Source organism: Vagococcus fluvialis (assembly GCF_048815235.1).
In the GTDB taxonomy this organism is placed as follows: domain Bacteria; phylum Bacillota; class Bacilli; order Lactobacillales; family Vagococcaceae; genus Vagococcus.
This window is the reverse complement of sequence record NZ_JBMEAO010000038.1, coordinates 1-2,697: the sequence shown is the minus strand read 5'-3', so window position 1 is coordinate 2,697 and position 2,697 is coordinate 1. Positions and strand designations below refer to the sequence as shown.

Below are 2,697 nucleotides of genomic sequence, written 5' to 3'. Positions count from 1 at the left end.
GATACTGATAGGTAAGCTTTTGAAATAGTCTCCAGCTTTTCCCCCAGTCCACACCGTACGTGAGACTTTCACCTCATACGGCGTTCCATCAAAGTTTACTAACAAATATCATACAGTTATAGATTCAGCGACAATTCACAATTTTTTGCTTTTTTACGGAACTGATTGATTATCTCAAGTTGGGAGCTAGTAATCCTCATTTTTTCTAAAAGAGGTGATGCTCTTTCTCTATTTTCCTCATGAATAAGTGAATGTAGGTCTCGGTGAATAATAACTAAATTCTGAAAGTTATCCTTACCACCAAGATTTTTTGGAATAATACGATGACAGTATATATCAGATAACTCTAAGAACTCCTTTGTTATCTTACACCTACCGCGTTGTGATGAATATTTAGAAACTCTATTGTCTCTAAACTCAACACTCTCATTTGGATTATTCTTATTCATAAGTTGATTAATTGTATCGATCGGAAAAGTAAGGTACTTATGTATTAGTGTACGTCCTTCGGGCGTGTACTTACAGATTCCCTTCTTTGGTAACGATGTATGACTATGCTTGATAAATCCCAAAGGAATCATCGGATAACCATTAATCCACCTTAGCTGCTTTGAGCGTGCATAGTTTTTCTTAACGAAGTCACTAGGTGGTTGACCAACTTTTTTAACGTCCAATCGATTTTTGATGATAATCATTATGCGTTGATTGATTCTAGGGCAGTCCACACTAATGTGCGTCGCCTTTTTATAATATTGATGAACTCCTATGACCATAGAATTATACTTAACTAATTGCTTTTGTAATTCTTCCTTATTAGGGGTATGTTGAATTACCTTTATTTGCTTTGCTAAATTATCTGAAACTTTTTTCATAGCTTTAGAACACATGTGGGTTTCAATGACAAAAGTATTTCTTTTCCGTACTAGTTTCATAGTAAAACCGAGAAATTCAGATTTTTGTTTTTTCAGATTGACCACTTTAGATTTTTCTAAGCTAATATCGAGTTTTAAACGCTCTTTCAACCATAGTTTAGTGGCTAAGAATATCTTATCGGCGTCATTACGTTTTCTGCAAAATATTTTGAAATCATCAGCATATCTCACAACATAAATTTCTTTTAACTTTGAACTACGCAGGGCTCGATATTTATTGCCTTTATTCCAATAATCCTTCTCAGTATGATAACAGTCGTAGTTGTGCCTTGTAGGGTGAGTTTCCCATTGGGACGATATCCACCAATCAAGTTCATTCAGAACAATATTTGCAAGAAGAGGAGAAAGTATTCCACCTTGTGGCGTTCCTTTTTTAGGATGTTCAATCCGCCCATCTTTATGAATGATAGGTGCTTTAAGCATTGCCCTAATTACTCCTAAAAGCCATTTGTCTTGGATTCCTAATGACCATAGTTGCTTGATAAGTTTTGAATGATTTACATTGTCAAAGAAACCTTCGATGTCAATATCCACTACAAATGTAAGCTTAGACAATTGCGCTAATTTAACAGCCTGTGCAAATGCATGATGTGCCGACCGATTAGGTCGGAACCCGTAGTTTTTATCATGAAATTTAGCTTCCACAATAGGTTCTAAAACTTGCAAAAGACATTGCTGAATAATCCTATCCCAGATAGTCGGAATACCTAACGGTCGAGTTTTTCCATTTGGTTTGGGAATTTCGACTCTTTTTACTGGTTTGGGTCTATATTCAGAAAATTTGGTTTGTACTATTTTAATAAAGTTAGCATTAGTTATTTCTTTTAAATCATCGATATTCTTGTTATCAACGCCTGGAGATATACTTCCAGAGTTTCCTTTAATATTTCTATACGCTAATAGAATGTTACTTGGCGAAGTCACAATTTCCATGAGATTATGAAAAATATGATTATTGCAACTATTTTGGTATAAATTATCAAAGCTATCAATCATGCCATAATATTCCATATGACGGATTGAGTGTGAAGCTGATACATTTTCCATAGCACCGCCTCCTTTCGGATATCGGTGTTTATTTTGTCATACTCGATTCTATGGATTGCATCATAACTGTTAGTAAAACTAATTGACTTGTGGCTATCCCTCCACAGTTTATTATCACTGCTTCATAGGTACTGTGCCACTACTCTCACTAGTGTAAATGAGCTTATTATACTTCGTCTCAACCGCTTCAAAGGAGGTTAGTCCTCCACGTTCACTAGCTTTCAACGTTCCAATGATTCTATCCATACATTTACTTTTAGGTACTCACTCTGAACCTGTGACTTTCCAGTGCCTGTAACACTGCACGGTCATTCATATCTACGATTCTTACTAAACCGCAAGTCACACCCTGTGTCACAATTTATAATTTGTGCGGGCAAGATACATTTCTATACCCCAAGCCTATAGATTCGTACATTCGCAAGTTTGTCAGTACATTTGTACATTCTTACCATGAGTAGTTTGTGGACTCCCGACCTATAGGTTACACTATCCACCTCTGGATAGTTTTCGATTGCAAGTAGATTTGCAACTACGGTAACTCTCAGCCGACTTCACCGAGCTTTTGACAATTTTATTCTAACCAAATAGGATTGCCAATCGGAGTATTAGAGGGAGCACTTCAGGTCGTTACACCTTCATTTCACTCCTCAAATCATTAGTTCTACACAAGAAAATCTTGTGTGCCTAACCTTTTCAGTTAGGAACGTTTCGCACC

The 2,697-nt window shown here is 36.3% G+C and carries 1 protein-coding gene; it reads right to left on the bottom strand.

The genetic code is table 11. From position 1 onward, the window contains the following. Nucleotides 1-116: 116 nt before the first annotated feature. On the bottom strand, nt 117-1,979 hold the full coding sequence (gene ltrA, locus ACODH8_RS14480; protein ID WP_420517806.1) for a group II intron reverse transcriptase/maturase: 1,863 nt from the start codon (nt 1,977-1,979) through the stop codon (nt 117-119). Nucleotides 1,980-2,697 lie beyond the last annotated feature (718 nt).